Source organism: Selenomonas sp. WCT3 (assembly GCA_900100835.1).
GTDB lineage: Bacteria > Bacillota > Negativicutes > Selenomonadales > Selenomonadaceae > Selenomonas_A > Selenomonas_A ruminantium_E.
Map to the genome: position 1 here is coordinate 1 of FNCM01000009.1, position 15354 is coordinate 15354.

Here is a 15354-nt window from a genome sequence, read left to right on the forward strand (position 1 = left end):
ATGCCTGTATGGTTCCACCTGTTCCCATACCGAACACAGTAGTTAAGCATACAGAGGCCGAAAGTACTTGTCTGGAGACGGACTGGGAGGATAGGTAATTGCCGGTTTTGATTCCTCGATAGCTCAGTCGGTAGAGCACCTGACTGTTAATCAGGCTGTCGCAGGTTCGAATCCTGCTCGAGGAGCCAATTTTGTTCATACCCTGGGGTGATTGGGGTATAGCCAAGTCGGTTAAGGCACGGGACTTTGACTCCCGCATCCGCTGGTTCGAGTCCAGCTACCCCAGCCAGATATGGTTCACTAGCTCAGTTGGTAGAGCACCTGACTTTTAATCAGGGTGTCCCGGGTTCGAATCCCGGGTGAGCCACCATTTTTTAACAATATCCACTTGATTGTTTTTGGCGCGTTGGTCAAGCGGTTAAGACACCGCCCTTTCACGGCGGCTTCATGGGTTCGAATCCCATACGCGTCACCATTTATCATGACTCACTAGCTCAACTGGCAGAGCAACTGACTCTTAATCAGTAGGTTCACGGTTCGATTCCGTGGTGGGTCACCATTTTATGGGCGATTAGCTCAGCTGGGAGAGCGCCTGCCTTACAAGCAGGATGTCAGCAGTTCGATCCTGTTATCGCCCACCATATTATGGCCCGGTAGTTTAGTTGGTTAGAATGCCGCCCTGTCACGGCGGAGGTCAGGGGTTCAAGTCCCCTTCGGGTCGCCATTTTGATTTTTAACGCCTTATGGCGTTATAAATATATATACAACTTGTTAAAATGCCTCTGTAGCTCAGTTGGTAGAGCAGGGGACTGAAAATCCCCGTGTCAGTGGTTCGATTCCGCTCGGAGGCACCATTTTATCAAGCTGGTGTAGCTCAATTGGTAGAGCAGCTGACTTGTAATCAGCAGGTTGGGGGTTCAATTCCTCTCGCCAGCTCCACTTGTTTTATTTGCGGGTGTAGCTCAATGGTAGAGCTCCAGCCTTCCAAGCTGATCACGTGGGTTCGATTCCCATCACCCGCTCCATTATTGATATGTTACTGCCGGGGTGGCGGAACTGGCAGACGCAACGGACTTAAAATCCGTCGGTTGGAAACAACCGTACCGGTTCGATTCCGGTCCTCGGCACCACCTTTTATGAAGGCGGTTAATTAAATAGTTATTATGCGGACGTGGCGGAATCGGCAGACGCGCTAGTTTCAGGTACTAGTGGTGGTGACATCGTGGAGGTTCAAGTCCTCTCGTCCGCACCATATATTTTTTTTGCTAAAATGCGGTTGTGGCGGAATTGGCAGACGCGCTACTTTGAGGGGGTAGTGTTCACAAGACGTATGGGTTCAAGTCCCATCAACCGCACCATATATTGAAATGCAGCCATCTGATAGATTTGTCAGGTGGTTTTTTAGTATCCTGAAGCAAAAAAGCTAAAAAATTTTGGCGAAAAGTGTTGACAATAAAATATATTTCCCTTATAATATTTTATGTTGATTCGGTACTTTTACCGAGTGACAATTGAATAGGCGGATGTGGCGGAATCGGCAGACGCGCTAGTTTCAGGTACTAGTGGTGGTGACATCGTGGAGGTTCAAGTCCTCTCATCCGCACCATGTTCTTGCGGTCGTGGCGGAATTGGCAGACGCGCTACTTTGAGGGGGTAGTGTTCACAAGACGTATGGGTTCAAGTCCCATCGACCGCACCATTGAAATTTTAGCTCAGACTTTTGTCTGGGCTTTTCTTGTATCGTAAGATCATACAAGGAGGTATCCATGAAATTTTTGCAGATGATAGGCATTTGCGGCTGCCTTCTGTTCGGGGAATTACTCCTGCCGCTTCGCGGTTTTGCTGCGGCGATAACACCGCAGGAGGCGGAGCTTTATTTTACCTCAAGTCTGGTGTCTATGGCGGCTTATAGCGAAGGGTTAAATATCATGACACGAGAATGGCTGCAGCAGAGCGGCTGGTACTTTGATTCACGGGAGAATCTTAATCGGGTGGCAGATGGCCGCTTCCATTTGGTGTCGCGGAATCTTAGGGGAAATCAGTCGGTATATTTTCTGGCGTTCCCCGGAACCGAACGCTTGAAAGATGCCGAAATTGATTTCCGGGTGAAGCGGGTGGTTTTTGGTGGAAAAACGCCTCAGGAATTTAAAGCTATGGCGGCCTTGGGAGACCATAATGGCGCGCAACCGTTGGTGCATCAAGGCTTTAATGACTACATCCAGGTAGCTCTTTTCCAGCAGCCGTTGGATGAATTTGGCAATCGCACGGCGGGGGAATTCCTGGCTCAGGAGCTGCGGCAAAATCCCAATGAAATCCTCTATTTGACCGGACATAGCCTAGGCGGTGCTTCTGCAACGCTGGCAGCTGCCCGTTTTGCTGATTTGGGCGTTCGCCCAGAACAATTGCAGGTAGTTACCTTCGGGGCACCAGCTGTGGGTAATGAGACCTTTGCCCGTTTGTATGAGCATAAGATGAATCTCACGCGTATTACCATGGCTGCCGACCCCGTCAAAAGTGTGCTGCAGTCGTTGACTGGTGGATTTGTCCAATTCGGGAAAAAGATAGTCTGGAAGAACAATAAGTTCGAGCGGTTTGCTCATGATATGGTTCTGTATCTTGACCAAAGCCTGCGGGCCTATCAGGACACCCATCCCGAGAATGAGTTGACTCCGGCAATGCTGCAGGGAACACCGGTGAAGCTCAGCGGTGGTGTTTATGTTGCGCCGTTTGAATTTAAGTTGGATAAGAAACTTCAACCAGATTTGCCCTATATGCGGCGTACCCTGCGGGAATCGTTGAAGCAGGATTACGCGCCGGTGATTCTGTCGGAGTCGAAGGAGAAGAAAAGCCTGGCTGAGCTTTGTGCGGAGCAGAAGCAGGCGGGCTGCCGTTATGTTTTGCTGGAACGATTTACCGGCAGCCGCATTCGCAAGGAGCACAATAATTTCCATATGATAATGGAGGAAGAGCTCTATGATACCGATGGAAATTTGCTGACCATGCAGACTACCAGTGCTTCAACGAAAAATCTCACCCCTATTGAAGCTATGGTGTATTTGCAGTTCCAGGCGAAAGAACAGCGGGATCAATTCTTGCAGTGAGGATGGAGTGCATCGAAATCCTTTGGTGATTTTTTTGTGGGTTATTTAACTGTGTACAGAATACATAAAAAACTCTGAAAACTTATTGACAATTTGCGATACTTCAGGTATAGTAAAGGTAAGCTAAGGGAAAGAAGTTCAGAGCTTTCCCAAAAGCAGCCGGCATGTCAATAAGCAAGGGGAGGAGATTCCGATGGGCTGGTAAGAACCCCATGGGAAAAAGTACATGGAAAAGATAACAAAACACAGGAAATAACCGCCAACTGGTGACGAGAAAGCCATTGGCGGTTGTTTTCTGTTATAGATTTCCTGTGTTGTATTTGAGAGGAGTTCCTAATGGAGAAAGCTAACGTTTATTTTACCGATTTTCGCGTGCAGGTAGGCACGAGCCTGCTGCAAAAGCTTAAAACGCTGTGCATTGCTGCCGGCATCAAAAAGATTGACATGGAGGGCAAATTCGTAGCCATCAAAATGCATTTTGGTGAGCTGGGGAATATGGCCTTCCTTCGCCCTCAGTATGCTAAGGTCATTGCTGACATCGTCAAGGAGCAGGGCGGTGTTCCCTTTCTGACCGATTGTAATACGCTTTATCCGGGCAGTCGCAAACATGCCTTGGAGCACTTGGATTGTGCGAATTTTAACGGATTTAATCCCACGACTACAGGCTGTCAAATCATTATCGGCGATGGCTTGAAGGGTACCGATGATATCGAAGTACCCGTTAAGAATGGTGAGTATGTGAAAGCCGCCAAAATTGGCCGTGCGATTATGGATGCGGATATTGTAATCAGCTTGTCCCATTTTAAAGGGCATGAGATGACAGGCTTTGGCGGTGCAATCAAGAATATTGGTATGGGCTGTGGAAGCCGGGCTGGCAAAATGGAACAGCACTCTTCGGGAAAATGTGTAGTGAATGAAGACCGCTGCCGTGGCTGCCGTAAGTGTGCGAAGGAATGCGGTTCCAATGCCATTACCTATGAAAACAATAAAGCTGTGATTCACGCGGATCTCTGCAAAGGCTGCGGCCGCTGCATTGGTGCCTGTGGCTTTTCGGCAATCCGCAACGAACAGTGGGATGCTGGCGACTTGTTGGATAAGAAGATGGCCGAGTATGCCCAGGCGGTGGTTCAGGACCGTCCTTGCTTCCATGTGAGCCTGGCTATGGATATTTCGCCCAATTGCGACTGCCATGGCGAGAATGATGCGCCGATTCTGCCAAACATTGGCATGTTTGCTTCCCTAGACCCGGTGGCCATTGACCAGGCCTGTGTGGATGCTTGCCAGAAAATGACAGCGATTGAAAACAGCCAGCTGGGGGATAATCTGAAAAAGCCGGATTGGCATCACCATCATGATGTGTTTATGGACAACAATCCGAATGTTCATTGGAAAGAAACCCTCGAGCACGCAGAGAAAATTGGCATGGGTACTCGGGAGTATGAGCTGGTAAAACTGAAATAAGCAAGCTGTGGGGAAACCGGCAGGATTTTAGTGGAAGTAGCGCGAATGGTATATAGGACAAACTAGAAAACGAAGGAATGTGTTGACATGATTGTACTATCGGAATTACTGGCAATCCTGCCGGAAAAACAGCAGGTCGAAATCAAAGATTATCAGGGCGAAATCGCCGCTGTACCGGAGAAGTATATGTGTCTGCCAGTAGGTGAGATGCATGCGCAGGATTCGGTGCTGGTGATTGAGATTGCCGATGTGGATAAGCTCTCGATTGAAGAAATGTGCGCCCTGTTATTCAAGGGCAAGGGAAAGGAATCCGAACTTTTCCGCCGCCGCTTTTCCGATGAAGAGTGAGGAAAAAGATTAAAACTGCATGAAATATGCCGCCTTTGTTAAGGCGGCATTATTTTTGCCTTAAAGTTTACATAAATCCCATTAATTTCTAATATTGCTGCTGGATAATGTAACAAAAGATAGATTCATTATTACAGCAAAGGAGGAATATATATGGGGATTAACGCAATCAGCGGAATCGGCGCGATGCAGTATGATAATCAATATTCGGATTCCTCCACGGGGAATAAAAGCAAGGAGTCACCTGGCGATTTCCGTGAAATTCTCGCGAAGGCAACGGCGCGGAATGAATCCGAGGAAAAGCAGGTGTCTGGCACGATTACCGTTACGAAGCTGCTCCCGGATGGCACCTTAGTTGTCCGGAGGATGCAGGGCGAGCGCATCCTTTCGGAACGAAAACTGAGTGGTGCAACGGTTCAGCAGCAGCAAAATTGGCAGGTGGCGGGAAATTCCTTTGCTCAGGCCTATCTGGCGGGCAATCGCGTTGCCGCTGGTTCCTTGTTTAGTGCAACGGTTTGATGAGTGGATTTGTCACGTTGGGAATGTAACCCAAGGGAACAAAAAAATATTTACGAGTGGTTAAAAGTGTACGAGTCTAGTAAGTTACTGGCTAGTGCACTTTTTTTTATGTGTAAATTTGTCTGTTTGAAGGTTACAGATTTACATAATGTCCTTGAAATTAAGACAATTTTAGAATAAAATAAGAAAATACTTATGATTTAAGGAGGAAAGGAAATGGGTATTAGACAAAAGTTTTTTGCACTGGCAGGTGTGGCCGGTGTAATCATGGCAATAGTATCTGGTGTGGGATACTATTTTGCCAGCAGTCATCTCAGCAGCAGCGTAGAACGGGAAATTGCATTTACCATGCAAGGTTCTGCGAACAAACTGGATGGTTGGCTGTTAGCCAAAAAGCAGGTGGCGGTTTCGGCAGCTGACCTGATGGCCAAACAGGATGATGGAACGAAATCCCCAGAACAGCTGCGGTCGTTGTTGGCCGTGGCTGGTGAAGATGCCAATGCCGTTTCGGATTTGGTGGTGGGCAACAGCGATGGTACTATTGTGGGGTATCGCGCTGGTAATCTGGCACCGAAACTCAATCCACTTACCATGCGGTTTTATAAGCTGCCTAAGGCGTCGGACCAGGTGGAATTTATGGATACTTATGTGGATCGGATTACGGGGAAATTGGTGGTTTCCATTGCCGCACCGTATCACAATGCCGCTGGCGAATATCGAGGGGCGATTTGTGAAGATATCTTCCTGGACATCCTCAGTGAAGAGGTTAAGGAGCTCAAGTTTCAGGGAGAAGGCACGGGTTACATCTTCGATAATGCGGGCAATGTCATAGCGACGGAAGACCAGGACGCTTTGAATAAGAATGCGGCTGATTTGCCGGAGTTCCAGCAGGAATATGAGCGTATGACGCAACAGGATACTGGATTTACTACGGTCAAGAAAAATGGGGTAGATATGGTCCTGGCTTACGCGAAAATTCCTAGCACCAATTGGATTGTGGGAATTCTCGTACCAGAGGATGTAATTTATAGCCAGCTTACGGCCTTGAAATGGACTTATGGCATTTTGACGCTGGTGGGCATTTTGCTGATTGTTTTTGCCTGCCTGCAGTTTGCAACGGGCATTACCCGCCGGATTTTAGAGCTCAAGGAACATGCCGCCGAATTAGCCGAAGGCAATTTGAGTGGCAAAGACCTTATGAATCTTGATGCCGATGAATTAGGCGACCTTGGCCGCGGGTTCAATGCCATGAAGGCCCACATCAAGAAGCTCATAACCCAGATGAGTGCAACTTCTGAGCAGGTGGCAGCTTCGAGTGAGGAACTGACGGCAAGTGCCCAGCAATCGGCAGATGCCTCGACCAATGTGGCGCAGACCGTATCGGAGGTTGCGGCTGGTGTATCCAAACAGACTGGTCATGTGGATAAAGCGGCTAAGAATGTTCAGGAAGTCGTCCTTCAGTTGGGCGGCGTTGTGGAACAGATCCAGCAGATTACGGAGATGACGGTGGCGGCGGCAAATGCTGCCAGCAATGGCCAGATTTTGATGGAGAAGGCTATAAGCCGCATGGAGCAGATAGAGTCGAGTGTGGGCGATTCAGCAGGAGTCGTGGCAAAGCTTGGCAAACATTCCCAGGAGATTGGTGCTATCATCGATACGATTTCCGGCATTGCGGAGCAGACGAATCTGTTGGCGCTTAATGCGGCTATTGAGGCAGCCCGGGCCGGCGAACAGGGCCGTGGGTTCTCGGTAGTGGCGGATGAAGTCCGCAAACTGGCAGAGCAGTCCCAGGCAGCTACAGAGGAAATCCGCCAGCGAATCGGCGCCGTTCAGAGCGGTACTGGCGAGGCGGTAAGCAGTATGCAGGCCGGTACCGATGAGGTTCAAGACGGGGTTCAAGCAATCCGCGCCGTCGGCGAGGAGTTCCATAGCATCATGCAGCGGGTTACGGCAATCAAGGAACGCATGGCAAAGATTGACGAGGCGGTACAGGTGGTATCGGCTGGTGGTTCGCAGATTGAAAGTGCTGTAAACAGCATCGATGAGGTAAGCCGCAAGACGGCAGAACAGACAGAGTCGATTTCGGCAGCTACTGAGGAACAGTCGGCTTCGACGCAGGAGATTGCAGCAGCTTCGCAGTCCCTGGCCAAGATGGCTTCTGAGCTTCAGGATATGGCAGCCAAATTCCGGGTATAATTCGGAATAAGGTAACGCGGTTCAGCTGTTGGGACGTGAATATTCATCCAGAAATGAGAAAGAGGTTTGCTTTTGCGGCAAACCTCTTTTGTGATATGATAGGGATAAAAACGAGCAGGAGGACGCAGAAATGAAAATAGCAGCAACGGATTATGATGGAACCCTATGCCCCATTGGAGAGTCTATTCCAGAGGAGAATATCCAGGCGATAAAAGCCTGGCAGGCGGCAGGCAACAAATTTGGCATTGCCACGGGACGAGGTCTTTCCCTTATTCGTGAGGCGGTGGAAAAATACGAGGATTTGAAGCTGGATTTCCTTGTCTGCAATAATGGTGCGGTATCGCTGGATGCCCAAGGGAATATGATGCACTGCCAGCCAATTGCGCCCGAGGTTTTGCGGGGCCTCTTTGGGATGGAGGTGGTGCAGGATGAGCGCTATTCCCTGTTGGTATTCACGGCCCATGAGGTGTATAGCATCCGTCCGAATCCGTTGATTCCCCTTGAACTGATTCCGCCGATTTCGGTAGAAGGGGCCCTGCAGCTTTCTGATGTGGTGCAAATCAGCATGAAGTTCACCACGCCGGAAGAAGCCCAGCAGGTATCGGAGGATATCCAGGCGAAGTACCCGACACTAGGGGGCAATATCAACCGCAGCTATCTCGATATCAACTATGTGGAGAGCGACAAGGGCTGGGGCTTGCAGAAGATGCTCGATTCCGGCGATTGGAAGGGAAAGGAACTGCTGGTTATTGGCGATGACAAGAATGATTTGCCGATGATTGAACGTTTTCATGGATTTACGGTGGCTACGGCAAAACCGTTTATGCAGGAAGCAGCAGCGAAGGTATACGATACCGTTGGGGCGATGTTGTTAGATAATATGTGAATCGCGGCAAAAAATTACAGTTTGCAGGGGAGTAGTACCGAGTTCGTGTTCGAGACAAATCGCCGGCGGCGGGGGCCCCAGTACCAACGCTCCACCGGTGACAACCCGCTACAAGAAATTTTTGCCTTTTAATTAAGAGTTGGAAAACAGTAAAACGCGCTTCGCTTGAACAAAACTGCTTTTCCAACGAGAACGCAGGCAAAAATTTCTTGCTTCACGCGGAACGTCAAGGCTACGCTTATGGTACTGGGGCCCCCGCCGCCTCGGTTAGAGTTGGCACTGCCCCTAGCGGCGGCGAAGAGCTGCTTCGAATGAGGCTCCGCTAACCTGCAAACTGTAATTTAAAAGGTCCGATGACTCTTGGAGGGGAGTCATCGGACCTTTTGTGTATGGGAAAGAGTTACTTAGGCTTCTTTTTTTTCACCGGGGATATCTTTGATGGCATCGGCACCGCGCTGGCCGGTACGGATGCGAACGGCATCGGAAAGTTCTGTAACGAAAATCTTGCCATCGCCAAAGCTGCCCGTGCGCAGGACTTTCTGAGCTGTATCGAGAACTTTCTCGACGGGAACTTCGCAGATTACGGTCTCAATCTTGATCTTTGGTACGAGATTGATATCGTATTTTTTGCCACGGTAAACTTCCTCGTGGCCTTTCTGCAAGCCACAGCCAAATACCTGGCTTACGGTCATGCCGAGTACGCCGATTTCGTTGAGGGCGCGCATGAGGTCATCGAGTTTACTGGAACGGGTGATGATTTCAATTTTTGTGATTTTCATGCGACCACCTTATCCTTTCTGCGCATTGATATTCATGACCGTGTTAGCAAGCATCTCGCTGGAGTCTTCAAAACTGCCCAGCATCGGGCTGCCAGCCAGTACGGAACGGGCATAGCCTCGTTCGCCATGTTCGACGATGTCGAGACCCGTGAGTTCTTCGGCTTCGGAAGCGCGGGTCTCCATCATAGCGCTGACAATCTTATAGAGCACGTAGGTGCCGGCAATCGCCAGTGCGTAAGCGACAACAATCGAAACAAGCTGAGCGGTGAAAAGATGGGTTTCGCCAAATAGCAGGCCGTTGGCACCGTCGGGATTGATTTCCGTGGTAGCCCAAAGCCCCGTGGCAACAGCACCCCAGGTGCCGCCGATGCCATGAACACCGAAGGCGTCAAGGGCATCATCATAACCGAGTTTTTCTTTGAGAACGGCAACGGCGAAGAAGCAAACAACGCCACCGACAAGACCGATGATAACCGAGGGAAGCGGTGCGACAAAGCCAGCTGCTGGCGTGATGGCAACGAGACCGGCGACACAGCCGGAAGCTGCACCGAGGATGGTGGGTTTGCCATTGAATTTCCATTCAGCCAGTACCCAGGAAACCGTAGCAGCGGCAGCAGCAGCCTGGGAGGTTACAAAGGCATTGGCAGCCAAAGCATTGGCGCCGAGAGCACTGCCGGCATTGAAGCCGAACCAGCCAAACCAGAGAAGGGTAGCACCAAGAACCGTCATCGGCAGGTTGTGGGGAATCATAGCCGTGTGGCCGTAGCCTTTACGTTTGCCCAGCAGGATGCAGAGGGTAAGTCCGGAAACACCAGAGAGGATGTGGATGACGAGACCGCCGGCAAAATCCAGCGCACCGAGTTCAGCCAGGAAGCCGCCGCCCCATACCCAATGAGCCATGGGGTTGTAAATGAAGATAGCCCAGAGCAGGATAAAGACAGCAAAAGCAGCGAATTTCATGCGCTCTGCAAAGGCACCGGTGATGAGGGCCGGGGTAATGACGGCAAACATGCACTGGAAAGCCACAAAGGCGAGCTCTGGAATTGTGCCGTTTTCGAGTACATTCAAGCCGACACCGGCCAAGCCGAGTTTATCGAGACTGCCGATGAAACCATTGATATCAGCGCCGAAGGTCAGGGTATAACCAATCAGCACCCATTCAACCGAAATCATGGCAACGATAAAGAAGCTCTGCATGATGGTGGTCAGTACATTCTTACTGCGAACCATGCCGCCGTAAAAGAATGCAAGTCCGGGAGTCATAATGAAGACCAGGGCCGCACTGATGAGGACCCAAGCCGTATCGCCCGTATCAATCATGGAAATCAAATCCTTTCGTTCAATAGATGGATAATAGCAGGAATAAAAAAAGCGTCCCACAGATTCTACGGGAATCCATGAGACGCCATTGTCTCTTTGCGGCATGTCAATCGGGAAATTGGCATGCCTATGATACTTGACAGACAATCAACCCTTCGGAGGACAGAAAAGCCCCAGAGAATCCGGTACCTGATTCTCTGGGGCTTCATTGCCTCTTGTTTGTTGATGGCTTTATTATAATCAGCAAATTTGGTCCTGTCAATAACGTGTGCTAATGTATACAAGAATACAGGGGAAGGAAAAAGCTGCTGGGGGAGCGAAGTATTCTAGGTGATTATAGGGAGACTGGTGCTAAGGGGGAGCGATAGTATGACAAAAGATGAGGCTGTATTTCGCATGACGGATATCCTGGCAAAGTTTGTCGCCTTTACAGGGAAGCGGCTGCCAGATGATGTTCGGGAAAAGATTGCCGAACTGGCTGGACAGGAAGAAGAGCCGCTGGCAAAAGCAATCTATCAGACCATGCTGAAGAATCAGGAACTGGCCCAGGAGCTCAACCGTCCCAGCTGCCAGGATACGGGAGCCATTCAATTCTTTCTAAAATGCGGAGCAAATTTTCCCTATATGGGGGAGCTGCCAAGTATCTTGCGGAAAAGCGTAATTCAGGCTACCAAGGATGCGCCGCTTCGCCATAATGCCGTGGAAACCTTTGACGAGTACAACACGGGGAAAAATGTGGCCCTGGGGATTCCTTCCTTGTTTTGGGATGTGCTTCCGGAGCGGGATGATTGCGAAATTTACACCTATATGGCTGGGGGCGGCTGCTCCCTGCCAGGACATGCCAAAGTATTGATGCCTGGGGAAGGGTACGAAGGAGTTACGCGGTTCGTTCTTGATGTCATGACCAGCTATGGGTTAAATGCCTGTCCACCGCTCTTGGTGGGCGTGGGGATCGGCACTTCGGTGGAGGTGGCAGCCCTGCATTCCAAGAAGGCCCTCATGCGTCCCATTGGTTCCCATAATCCCAATCCCCGGGCGGCGAAAATGGAACAGCTGCTGGAAGCTGGCATCAATAAGATTGGCCTTGGTCCCCAAGGCCTCAAGGGGAAGAATTCGGTGTTAGGGGTTCATATCGAAAACAGTGCCCGCCATCCGTCGGTCATCGGCGTAGCGGTCAATGTGGGCTGCTGGTCTCATCGCCGTGGACATATCGTATTCGATAGGGATTTGAACTATACTATTGATTCCCATTCGGAGGTGGATTTCTGATGGCAAAAAAAATACTTACGACGCCTATCAAAGCTGAGGATTTAGAAGATATCCAGGTGGGGGATGTCATTTATCTGACGGGGAAGCTCACCACCTGCCGGGATGTAGCCCATCGCCGTGTTATTGAAGAGAAGCGTCCACTGCCTGTGGATATTAAGGACGGCGCCATTTTGCATGCCGGCCCGATTATTCGCCCGCTAGGCGAGGATAAATATGAGATGGTCACGGTGGGGCCTACCACATCCATGCGAATGGAAAAATTTGAGGAAGCCTTCATCAAAGAGACCGGTGTCCGGCTGATTATCGGTAAAGGCGGCATGGGGGATGGAACGATGCGGGGCTGCCGGGATTACAAGGCGATCCATTGCGTATTCCCTGCCGGCTGTGCCGTGGTGGCGGCAACCTGTGTGGAAGAGATTATCGATGCCCAGTGGAAGGACTTGGGCATGCCGGAAACCCTGTGGACCAGTCAGGTAAAAGAGTTTGGGCCCCTCATTGTATCGATTGATACCCATGGCCGCAATATTTTTGAAGAGAACAAGGTTCTTTTCAACGAGCGGAAAGAAGAAGTCTATGAGGAAATCTGTAAGGAAGTCAAATTCATCAAATAGTTACGGGCGGATGACTTCGCCCCATTTGGCGGCCAGCATTTCCAGGCGCCAGCGGGCATTGGCCGGGCTGGTAGAGGGCAGGGCATAAAAGGCGATATCCCTGCGGGACAGCAGAGCTTTGTTATAGCGCTTAAAGGCCTGGGCCGATTTGCCGCCATTGAAGCAGATGGTTTTGATTTTTGGATACTTTGCCAGCAGGGCAGTGAAGTCATTGCACTGCTCATTTTTTATGGCGGAATCGAGACTGCCGTCGCGGTCACAGGTATCAAGGGAATCCCAAAGGGCAATGTGATGGCGCAATAGCATTTGCAACCGCTCTTCGTAGACCAGGGGGACGGCAGGTTCTTCTAGCAGCCGTGCCATCAGGGGCCAAAAGCGGTTTTGGGGATGGGCATAATATTGCTGCTGCTCTAGGGAGGTGACACCGGGCATAGAGCCAAGAATCAGGGTATGACAGGTATCATCGATGCTGGGGGGAAAGCCAATACAATTCATAAAATACCTCCTAGGTTTTTTCTTTATTTTAGCATATTGCAAAAAATAATCTTGACTGGTGGTTATTTTTTGCTATAATTAATTCAACAAATGAATTGTTGTTCATATATTGAAGGAAGATATGAGGTGAGACGGATGGATAAAAGGAAGCGCAATTTGGTGCGGATTATTGTGGCCACGGTGCTGCTAGTGGCGTTAGCCTATGCGCCCTTAGCCGGGAGCTGGCGATTTGCTGCCTATCTGGTGCCATATCTGGTGGTGGGCTATGATGTTCTGCTGAAAGCCGCCAAAGGCGTGAAGAACCGCAAGGCCTTTGATGAAAGCCTCTTGATGGCCATCGCTACTATTGGTGCAATGGCACTGGCTGTTTATGAGGATGGCGATTATACGGAAGGAATTGCCGTCATGCTGTTCTATCAGGTGGGCGAGTGGTTCCAAAGCTATGCGGTGGGCAGAAGCCGCCGGGATATCAGCAATCTCATGGATATCCGTCCGGATTATGCCAATATTGAGCAGCCCAACGGCCAGCTGGAACAAGTGCCGCCGGAGGAAGTGGCTGTAGGGACGGAAATCGTTGTACAACCTGGAGAAAAAATTCCCCTTGATGGAATCGTAACTGAGGGAAAATCGAGCCTGGATACTATTGCGCTGACTGGCGAAAGCCTGCCGCGGGAGGTGGACCCGGGAGACGAAGTGCTTAGCGGCTGCATCAATACGAATGGCCTGCTGCGGATTCGTACCACGAAGGAGTTCGAGGAATCTACGGCATCAAAAATCCTCGAATTGGTGGAAGATGCCAGCTCCAATAAGTCAAGGTCGGAGGCCTTTATTACGCGGTTTGCCCGGGTCTATACGCCGTTGGTGGTCTATGCGGCCATCGCCTTGGCCTTGGTGCCTCCTCTGTGGCAGCTCGTATGGGCCGGTGCGGAGCCACAGTGGGGCGTGTGGTTTTACCGTGCTTTGACCTTCCTGGTCATTAGCTGCCCCTGTGCTTTGGTTATCAGCATTCCTTTAAGCTTTTTTGCCGGCCTTGGCGGAGCCAGCCGACAGGGCGTACTGATTAAGGGGTCAAATTATTTGGAAGCCCTGGCGTCGGTGGATACGGTGGTATTTGATAAGACCGGCACCTTGACGAAAGGTGTCTTTGAAGTCACGGCGATTCATCCGGAAAAATTGGATGAACGGCAGCTGCTCCATCTGGCGGCTCATGTGGAACGTTTTTCCAACCATCCCATTGCGGCCTCCCTTAAGGCTGCTTATCGGGAGGAAGCCGATGATTGCGTGGTGGAAGATATGGAGGAGCTGGCCGGCTTTGGTGTTCGGGCCAAGGTCAATGGACATTCCCTTAGCGTTGGCAACAGCCGTCTGATGGAAGCGGAAGGTATCGCGTGGCGTGACTGCCAGCATAGCGGCACCATCCTTCATGTGGCTATGGATGGGGAATATGTTGGTCACATCGTGATTTCCGATGTGGTGAAAGAAACTTCCCAGCAGGCGGTGGCGGCTCTGCATGGCAACGGTGTGGCAAAAGTCTTTATGCTGACTGGTGATGTTTCCAAGGTGGCCGAGGAAGTGGCTGCGCAGCTGGGGATTGATGGTGTGTACAGCGAATTGCTGCCAGCGGATAAAGTGACCAAAGTGGAAGAGCTGTTGGCAGCCAAACAGCAGGCGGGAAGTCATGGTAAGCTAGCCTTTGTGGGAGATGGAATCAACGATGCACCGGTAATATCCCGGGCCGATGTGGGCATTGCCATGGGGGCTATGGGTTCAGATGCCGCCATTGAAGCTGCCGATGTGGTGCTAATGGATGACAATCCACTGCAATTAGCCAAGGCACAGCGCATTGCCCGCAAGACGATGGGGATTGTTCAGCAGAATATTTGGGGTTCAATCGGTGTCAAAGTCGTCGTGCTTATGCTTGGTGCCGTGGGCCTGGCCAATATGTGGGCGGCCATCTTTGCCGATGTGGGCGTTATGGTGCTGGCAGTGCTCAACGCCATGCGGGCGATGATGGTGCCGGGAGGAAAGTTGGATGAAGCCAATGGTAGAAAGGAAACTGAGATGAAAAAGTCATACAAAATCGATGTGGATTGCCCTAATTGTGCAAGTCTTATGGAGGAAGCGGCCAACAAGACCACCGGGGTTAAATCGGCAACCGTCAACTTCATGATGTTGAAGATGAAAGTCGAATTTGAAGAGGGCTATGACGCCGCTGCCGTCATGGAACAGGTTCGGCAAAATTGCAAACAGGTTGAAGATGATTGCGAAATATATCTTTAAGGCGGAGACAAGCGGGAATGGCAGCATTCCCGCTTTTTGTGTATAAGGAAGATTTTGTTTTTGGCAAAAAAGGAACAATGGCGTTATAA

Annotated in this window: 12 protein-coding genes, 15 tRNA genes and 1 rRNA gene; 25 read left to right on the top strand and 3 right to left on the bottom strand. The window is 50.4% G+C overall.

The genetic code is table 11. The annotated features are described in order from the left end of the window. The 22 genes from rrf to BLQ36_RS08885 all read left to right on the top strand — a co-directional run. Window positions 1–107: ribosomal RNA gene (rrf, locus tag BLQ36_RS08780) — 5S ribosomal RNA — on the top strand; the annotation flags it as partial. 5 nt (window positions 108–112) lie between these two features. Beyond that, window positions 113–188 (top strand) — tRNA-Asn (locus tag BLQ36_RS08785). Window positions 189–212: 24 nt separating this feature from the next. Further along, window positions 213–289, top strand: a tRNA-Gln gene (locus tag BLQ36_RS08790). Between the two features lie 5 nt (window positions 290–294). After that, window positions 295–370 (top strand) — tRNA-Lys (locus tag BLQ36_RS08795). Window positions 371–400: 30 nt separating this feature from the next. After that, window positions 401–475 (top strand) — tRNA-Glu (locus BLQ36_RS08800). 8 nt (window positions 476–483) lie between these two features. Then, window positions 484–559 (top strand) — tRNA-Lys (locus BLQ36_RS08805). Between the two features lie 6 nt (window positions 560–565). Next, a tRNA-Val gene (locus tag BLQ36_RS08810) sits at window positions 566–641 on the top strand. 6 nt (window positions 642–647) lie between these two features. Continuing rightward, a tRNA-Asp gene (locus BLQ36_RS08815) sits at window positions 648–724 on the top strand. A 54-nt stretch (window positions 725–778) separates the two neighbouring features. Beyond that, window positions 779–854 (top strand) — tRNA-Phe (locus BLQ36_RS08820). A gap of 9 nt (window positions 855–863) precedes the next feature. Then, window positions 864–939 (top strand) — tRNA-Thr (locus tag BLQ36_RS08825). A gap of 12 nt (window positions 940–951) precedes the next feature. Beyond that, a tRNA-Gly gene (locus tag BLQ36_RS08830) sits at window positions 952–1025 on the top strand. Window positions 1026–1041: 16 nt separating this feature from the next. After that, window positions 1042–1130: transfer RNA gene (locus tag BLQ36_RS08835), tRNA-Leu, on the top strand. A 35-nt stretch (window positions 1131–1165) separates the two neighbouring features. After that, window positions 1166–1252: transfer RNA gene (locus BLQ36_RS08840), tRNA-Leu, on the top strand. Between the two features lie 20 nt (window positions 1253–1272). After that, window positions 1273–1358 (top strand) — tRNA-Leu (locus tag BLQ36_RS08845). Between the two features lie 161 nt (window positions 1359–1519). Further along, window positions 1520–1606 (top strand) — tRNA-Leu (locus tag BLQ36_RS08850). 7 nt (window positions 1607–1613) lie between these two features. Then, a tRNA-Leu gene (locus tag BLQ36_RS08855) sits at window positions 1614–1699 on the top strand. Between the two features lie 67 nt (window positions 1700–1766). Then, a complete protein-coding gene (locus BLQ36_RS08860) occupies window positions 1767–3101 on the top strand; it encodes a lipase family protein (protein WP_074515251.1) in 1335 nt (444 codons plus the stop codon). A 336-nt stretch (window positions 3102–3437) separates the two neighbouring features. Next, a complete protein-coding gene (locus BLQ36_RS08865; RefSeq protein WP_074515252.1) occupies window positions 3438–4562 on the top strand; it encodes a DUF362 domain-containing protein in 1125 nt (374 codons plus the stop codon). A gap of 87 nt (window positions 4563–4649) precedes the next feature. Further along, window positions 4650–4910: a hypothetical protein gene (locus BLQ36_RS08870; protein WP_074515253.1), complete on the top strand. Its 261-nt coding sequence runs from the start codon at window positions 4650–4652 to the stop codon at window positions 4908–4910. Between the two features lie 153 nt (window positions 4911–5063). Further along, entirely contained in the window at window positions 5064–5429 is a 366-nt protein-coding gene (locus tag BLQ36_RS08875; RefSeq protein WP_074515254.1) for a hypothetical protein, read from the top strand. Window positions 5430–5645: 216 nt separating this feature from the next. Next, window positions 5646–7625 (top strand): methyl-accepting chemotaxis protein, encoded by a 1980-nt coding sequence (locus BLQ36_RS08880; protein WP_074515255.1) that lies wholly within the window; start codon window positions 5646–5648, stop codon window positions 7623–7625. Between the two features lie 130 nt (window positions 7626–7755). Then, on the top strand, window positions 7756–8511 hold the full coding sequence (locus BLQ36_RS08885; protein WP_074515256.1) for an HAD hydrolase family protein: 756 nt from the start codon (window positions 7756–7758) through the stop codon (window positions 8509–8511). Between the two features lie 404 nt (window positions 8512–8915). Here BLQ36_RS08885 and BLQ36_RS08890 read toward each other — a convergent pair whose 3' ends face one another. Continuing rightward, the gene (locus BLQ36_RS08890) at window positions 8916–9290 is read right to left on the bottom strand and encodes a P-II family nitrogen regulator (protein ID WP_074515257.1); all 375 of its coding nucleotides are present in this window, start codon (window positions 9288–9290) and stop codon (window positions 8916–8918) included. Window positions 9291–9299: 9 nt separating this feature from the next. Next, window positions 9300–10670, bottom strand: coding sequence for an ammonium transporter (locus BLQ36_RS08895; RefSeq protein WP_412582842.1), 1371 nt, complete (start codon window positions 10668–10670; stop codon window positions 9300–9302). Window positions 10671–10979: 309 nt separating this feature from the next. Here BLQ36_RS08895 and ttdA point away from each other — a divergent pair, with 309 nt between their 5' ends. Together ttdA and ttdB are read left to right on the top strand one after the other, a co-directional pair. After that, window positions 10980–11879, top strand: coding sequence for a L(+)-tartrate dehydratase subunit alpha (gene ttdA, locus BLQ36_RS08900; protein ID WP_074515259.1), 900 nt, complete (start codon window positions 10980–10982; stop codon window positions 11877–11879). Next, entirely contained in the window at window positions 11879–12490 is a 612-nt protein-coding gene (gene ttdB, locus BLQ36_RS08905) for a L(+)-tartrate dehydratase subunit beta (RefSeq protein ID WP_074515260.1), read from the top strand. Before ttdA ends, ttdB begins: the two co-directional genes overlap by 1 nt. Here ttdB and BLQ36_RS08910 read toward each other — a convergent pair whose 3' ends face one another. After that, window positions 12491–12985 (bottom strand): DNA-deoxyinosine glycosylase, encoded by a 495-nt coding sequence (locus BLQ36_RS08910; RefSeq protein ID WP_074515261.1) that lies wholly within the window; start codon window positions 12983–12985, stop codon window positions 12491–12493. Window positions 12986–13120: 135 nt separating this feature from the next. Here BLQ36_RS08910 and BLQ36_RS08915 point away from each other — a divergent pair, with 135 nt between their 5' ends. After that, window positions 13121–15265: a heavy metal translocating P-type ATPase gene (locus BLQ36_RS08915; RefSeq protein ID WP_081342295.1), complete on the top strand. Its 2145-nt coding sequence runs from the start codon at window positions 13121–13123 to the stop codon at window positions 15263–15265. Window positions 15266–15354: the final 89 nt, after the last annotated feature.